The organism is Thermanaeromonas sp. DSM 22490 (genome assembly GCF_056378755.1).
Map to the genome: position 1 here is coordinate 95,603 of NZ_JBJHHE010000010.1, position 6,108 is coordinate 101,710.

The 6,108-nt window shown below is 45.6% G+C and carries 4 protein-coding genes; all 4 read left to right on the forward strand.

Going from position 1 to position 6,108, the window contains the following annotated elements; genetic code table 11:
• Positions 1–56 precede the first annotated feature (56 nt).
• The 4 genes from AC1BI1_RS08420 (at position 57) to AC1BI1_RS08435 (ending at position 5,900) form a co-directional block, all read left to right on the forward strand.
• Positions 57–905, forward strand: coding sequence for a methyl-accepting chemotaxis protein (locus AC1BI1_RS08420; RefSeq protein ID WP_476716837.1), 849 nt, complete (start codon positions 57–59; stop codon positions 903–905).
• A gap of 13 nt (positions 906–918) precedes the next feature.
• Positions 919–1,692: a carbon-nitrogen hydrolase family protein gene (locus tag AC1BI1_RS08425; RefSeq protein ID WP_476716838.1), complete on the forward strand. Its 774-nt coding sequence runs from the start codon at positions 919–921 to the stop codon at positions 1,690–1,692.
• Positions 1,670–2,476: an alpha/beta fold hydrolase gene (locus AC1BI1_RS08430; RefSeq protein WP_476716839.1), complete on the forward strand. Its 807-nt coding sequence runs from the start codon at positions 1,670–1,672 to the stop codon at positions 2,474–2,476. The genes AC1BI1_RS08425 and AC1BI1_RS08430 overlap by 23 nt, the downstream gene beginning before the upstream one ends.
• A 250-nt stretch (positions 2,477–2,726) precedes the next feature.
• Positions 2,727–5,900: a tetratricopeptide repeat protein gene (locus AC1BI1_RS08435; protein WP_476716840.1), complete on the forward strand. Its 3,174-nt coding sequence runs from the start codon at positions 2,727–2,729 to the stop codon at positions 5,898–5,900.
• Positions 5,901–6,108: the final 208 nt, after the last annotated feature.

Sequence of the window (6,108 nt, forward strand, 5' to 3'; positions counted from 1 at the left end):
AGAATATTACCTTGCCCTCATTTTATGTAGGCAAGTCGGCAGGAGGGAACGGAAAAATGAGCGGGAGTCAAGGCAGTAAACTTCTTGAGTGTTTTGTTGCAGTAGCCCCTTACATAAACCGGCTGGTAGCCGGCGATGTGGCTGTGGCTGTGTGTGACCGGGAAAGGTATTTATGCTATGTTCCGGGAGAGAAGATAAATCACGGGGTTTCTGCAGGCGACCCGGTAAAAGAGGGCACGCTGGTATGGGAAGCCATGCAAAAGGGCCAGCCGGTCAGCAAAAGGGTGGGCAAAGAATTGTTCGGGTTTCCCTACCTCGGCATTGCCCTGCCCATTAAAGAAGGGGGACTGGTTGTAGGCGGTGTTGTGTTTATGGAAAGTACCGAGCGGCAGGAACTATTGTTAAACATGGCCAATCAATTAAGTAAGGCATCTCATGAGACGAGTGCCGCGTTACAACAAATCTTTGCCGAGGCCCACCACCTGGCCGAAATAGGTGAGGAGTTATATGCTCTGTCTTCCACTGCCGCAGCGAAGGCGGGTGAGACAAGTAACATAATTACTTTTGTAAGAAAGGTGGCGCAACGGTCCAAGATACTAGGCCTTAACGCCTCCATTGAGGCCGCGCGCATAGGGAGGTACGGAAGCGGGTTTGGTGTAGTAGCCCAAGAAGTACGCAAAATGGCCGAAGAGAGCTCCAATGCTGTGGATAGGATTGCAAATATTTTAGGCCATCTGGAGCAAGCAACGTCTATCGTAAAGCAAAGGTCCGTGGCCGTCCGCGATGTATTGACCAACCAGGCTGAAGCCTTACATAGGATCGTAGGTGTGGCAGAAGAAATGGAGTCTTTGGCAGCTTGCCTGCAGTCGGAAGCAGAAAAACTGGGCGGAGCAACAGGTGAATAGCAGGTGAATCGTTATGAAATTAGCTTTGATACAACTCCGGCGAGATGGGTGTCCAAGATTAAATCTGGAGCGCGTAAAGGCCCTCATAAAAAAAGCCAGGCGGGTAGATGTAATTCTTTTACCAGAGAACTGGTTGGGGCCTATCCCCCTTACGGCGCAGGAATATCTTAATTACTTGCGAGAAGTGGCTGGAGCTTTGCCTTCGAGTACCTTGGTAGTAGGCGGTGCTCAATATATACAGGTAGGCAAAAAGCTGTATTCCCGGGGAGCCTTCCTGCGGGGAGGAAACACACTTCTTGCTTACTACCAGAAAATCTTTCCTTCCCGGGCAGTGGGCGAGAGGGACTACCTTGAGCCCGGCAAATATATTACCATAGTAAATCATGTAGGGTGGAATATAGGGGTACTAATCTGCGTGGACCTTTTCTATCCCGAACTAGCCAGAAATCTCGCTATGCTGGGAACTCAATTGATACTTAATCCTGCCAGTATACCGGAAGACCGCAAGACGCTCTGGCAGGCCGTGGGTTTGGTGCGGGCGGCGGAAAACACTATATTTGTGGCAGGAGCCAATATTACCGGTGCCGTTTATCCGGACGGTCGGGAGGTGGCGGGAGGGAGTTTTATAGCCCTTCCCAATGGTAACTTTGCTGCTGTGGCCAACGAGGAGGAAGCTCTGTTATGCGCTGAACTGGAGATAAAACTTATTGGATTAGTACGAAAAAGATGGCCTTACCTCGAGGATGCTAAGGAGGGACGTTTTTATGCCTTACGAAAAGGTAAATGATATAAATATTTACTATGAAATCTATGGCGTTGGTGAGCCACTGCTACTCATTGAAGGTCTCGGGTATGCCATGTGGATGTGGGACAAACAAATTCGTGCTTTTTCCCGGGAATTTCAGGTCATAATGTTTGATAACCGCGGTGTGGGTAAGAGCGATAAACCCGATATGCCCTACTCCATCGAACTAATGGCGAAAGATGCGGCGGAGCTCATGAAGCATCTCGGTATCGATAGAGCGCATGTTTTAGGGGTTTCCATGGGAGGAATAATAGCTCAAGCCCTGGCCGTTATTTATCCTCAATTTGTGCATACCTTGACCCTAGTCTGTACTACCTTTGGTGGGCCTCAGGCGGTTCCCGTCCCGGAAGAAACAGTAGAAGCAATGTTAAACATAAAGGGGTTACCCGCCAGGGAAGCCCTCAAGGAAGCCATGAAATATGCTTTTGGCCAAGAATTCTTATCCCGCAACCCAGGGGAACTGGACAGGTTGGTGGAGCAGCGTCTGTCCGAGCCAGTGCCCAGGTATGCCTGGATGAGGCAATGGGAAGCTGTACTAAAAGTAGATTTGGGGGAGAAAGTAAGAAACATTAAGACGCCTACCCTCATACTAACCGGCGACGACGACCGGGTAATACCTGGGGAGAATTCAAGGTTATTGCACAAGAGAATAGAAGGGTCCCTATTGGAGATACTTCCCGGCGGAGGGCACTTGTTTTTTATGGAGCAGGTCGAGGCCTTTAATAATCGGGTTCTAGCCTTCTTGAAAGCACATCCTATGGTATAGAGCCCTTCGCTATTTTCCTGTGACTGTCAAATGTTAAGACAATATTTATAGAAATCATTTCTGTACCCCCTTCTCTCTTACCTAACTCAATGCTTCTTACCTGTGCCGGATTACGCACTTTTGGCTACCGTTTTTACCTAGCGCCCGATGGACTGCGTCCTGTGATACTCAAAGGTTTACAGAGGTGCACTTACTATTTTAAAATAAAGGAAAGAGTTTTCTGGAAGCAAAAAGTCCAGGGGGGAGAGAGGTGAAAGCAGGTATATTTCCGGCGACTAAGTTTATGATGCCTTCTACCGGAAAAGCCATAGTACCTAATTCGCGGTTCTACGAAAAAATAAAAGAAATAAATAGATATCCTTTAATCTTGATTTCAGCCGGACCGGGTTACGGTAAGAGTACGGTTTTGAGCTATTATTTGCATATCCAGGGATATAATTGTTCCTGGCTAAATCTGGACAGGGAAGATAATGAATTGCCCGTATTTCTGTCAAGCTTTTTGACAGCTTGTGCTAGCCTTAAGGGAACACCAATTAGGTGTATAGAGGTTTTGAAAGAAAGTGAAGATCTCAGGCAATCCTGGAAGTATATTTTAAACTTATGGATCAATGAGTTAATAAGTATAGCAGACAAGGATTTATATTTTGTCATTGAAGATTATCATCAAATTAACCAGGATGAAGTAAATACAGTTATAGAGCATTTAATTCGTTATTTGCCCCAAAATATTCACCTGATTATTACTTCCCGCACTCCTTTTAATTTTTCTTTTCTGCCAGAATGGAAATTGAAAGGGCGCATTTTGTATATTGATCAAAATGATTTAGCTTTTGATGCTCAAGGAATAGAACAGCTTTTTAAAATGAAGTACGGAAAACAGTTAACAGAACAAGAAACCCAAGCTATTTTAGAGCTTACAGATGGGTGGCCTATAGCAGTAGCCATGTTAGCAAGTAGCCAGGGGGCAGGGCGGGAGGAAATTTTTATTCCAGACGGGCAGGAAAATATACAGGATCTATTCCAATTCTTAGCTATTTCAGTTTTAGAGAGCCAGCCCTCGGAGCTGCGTAATTTTCTTCTTAAGTCTGCTATATTACGCGATCTCAATGAAAGAGTTTGTGCAGGCCTTTTTGGCCCTAAAGGCGTAAATAGCTTATACCAAATAATTGACAGAGGCCTTTTTATTCATGATTACGGTCGAGGTACTTATAGGTTTAATAAGCTTTTCAGGCGTTTTCTACTCCATACAGCAGAAAAGGAAGGGATAAATTTAAAGCTCTTACATATTCAAGCCGGGGAATATTTTTTACAAGAAGGCTTGCCGGAAGAGGCAATTTACCATTTTCTTAGGGCCGGTGAATTTGATCGTGTTGCACCTATAATTTTAGAAATAGCAGGGTCTTTGATAAAGACGGCCCAATACCAAAAAATTATAAAATGGCTGGAAGAAGTACCGGCAGAAATATACAGCATCTATCCTCGCCTATACTTATATTTAGGTGATGCCAAGAGGCTTACCAGCCGCTTCCAAGAAGCTTTGGAGTCCTACGAAAAAGCGAGGCGTCTCTGGGAAAAGGTAGAGGATAACCTGGGTATAGCAGCAGCACTGGAAAAAAAGGCCCTGGTATTTCTCGATACCGTTCAACCTGCCAAGGCCGATCCCTTATTATATGAAGCCTACAAGATCTATGACCAAGCCGGTTCTTTCGATACAGGGTCTATTTTAGAGTTGTTAGGCGAAAATTCTTTAAACCAGGGTAAGCTGGTGGAGGCCCAAAGTTATATCACCCGGGCTGCAGTATCAGGGCATAACATATCCAGACATTTAAAAGCTCGTCTCCTCCTACGCACTGGGCGGTTGGAAGAGGCCATAAATTATGTGGAACAGGAATTGACTGGGGATGAAAGCGATCTGTCTCCCAAATCTCACAGGGAAATAAAACTGGTACTTTCTCTGTTATATAGTTTAACAGGTCGGAATTTAGGGCGGGCTTTAGAGCTGGCCTGGGAAGTGCTAGAGGCTAGCCAGAGAGTAGGTTCCCCCTTTACCGAATCCGTGGCTGCTGCGCGCATCGGTCAGGTTTACAACGTTATGAATGAATTGGGAAAGGCAATACAATGGTATCAGCGGGCAGTGGAACTGTCGGACCGGGTCAGTACGCCGCGAGGAAAGGGGGAGCCTCTGTGGGGGTTAACTTTAGCTTACGCTTTTAAAGGAGATTTGACTAGAGCGCGTTATTATGCCGAGATGGGTTGCCAAATTTGCAATGAAGTAAACGATCGCTGGCTGGCTGCTCTAACCGAACTGGCCTTAGGTATAGCCTATTATAATAGCGGTTTTTACAACCAGGCCCTGGATTTGTTTCTTAAAGCGAGAAAAATTTTAGCAGATTGTGGAGATACCTTTGGCCCGGTAGTTGCTCTTTTTTGGGAAGCTTTAGCTTACTGGCGTACTGCTTCCTATGAGTGCTTTTCCCTTATAGGGCAAGAATTGGAATACAAGCTAAACCAGCACGGGTACCGCTTCCTATTGGAGCGCCCCTGCCTTTGGAGACCGCGAGATGTGGGAGAACTGAAGTTATTTCTTACTTCCTGTTCCGCCAAAGGCTTTTTGGGGAAACAGCTATTGCCCTATTCTCAAGAATATCATCCTGGTTATAAATTATCTATTAAAGCGTTGGGAGAACTACAAGTCTACCGCGGTTCCCAAAAAGTATCCAGCAAAGAATGGCGCAGAGATAAAGCCAAGCGGTTATTAGAAATATTGATAACTTGCCGCGGTTCTCTGCTGCCTAAAGAAAAGCTGATGGAAATGTTGTGGCCGGAAAAGGAAGAAGATAGAGCCGACAGCAATTTTAAGGTTACTTTGGTGGCTTTGAATAATCTCCTGGAACCCCGGCGACCAGGAGGAACTTCTTATTTTGTAATCCGGGAAGGTAATCGTTATGGCCTTCGTAGTGGGGAAGATATAGAATTGGATGTAGATATTTTCACGCAAAAAGTGAAAACGGGCCTGGAATATTTAAGCAAAGGGAAGAAAGCTTTGGCTCAGGAGTTCCTAGAAGAAGCTGTGCCTTTATATGCCGGGGATTACTTGGAAGATGCTTTATATGAAGATTGGGCTGCTTTAGAAAGGGAACGAATGCGGGACTTATATTTGTCGGCCAACGATGGGTTGGCCAGAATATACCTGGAGCAGGAAGATTATTACCGGTGCCTGTACGTGTGTGGGCAAAGCCTTAAAGTTGACCCCTGCTGGGAGAACGCCTATCGCGTAATGATCCAGTGCTATGGGAAGCTACGGCAAAAAACCCGGGCTGTCCAGGTTTACCAGCAATATAAGGAAGCTGTGCGAAAACACCTCGGTATCCGTCCTTCCGGAGAGATCTTAAACTTACTTAAAAATACCCTCAGCCAAATATAGCTTTTGGAATATGTCATAATTTCATAGGGTGAGAACACAGCATCCCGGCTTTCCGTGGCCCTCGGGATGCTTTTTATTTTTGTTACCGGATAGTAACCTTTTTGTCACCAGCTAGGGTTAACTTATAATTATAAGATAACCCCATTAATCCCTAACTGCTCTTTTCCAGCTTGATACCCCTGTTACTGATGTAACTGACCAGGGACTC

What these genes read in the sequence shown, in the direction of transcription:
- AC1BI1_RS08420 (WP_476716837.1), top strand. Translation starts at nt 57, where the DNA reads ATGAGCGGGAGTCAAGGCAGTAAACTTCTTGAGTGTTTTGTTGCAGTA.
- AC1BI1_RS08425 (WP_476716838.1), top strand. Translation starts at nt 919, where the DNA reads ATGAAATTAGCTTTGATACAACTCCGGCGAGATGGGTGTCCAAGATTA.
- AC1BI1_RS08430 (WP_476716839.1), top strand. Translation starts at nt 1,670, where the DNA reads ATGCCTTACGAAAAGGTAAATGATATAAATATTTACTATGAAATCTAT.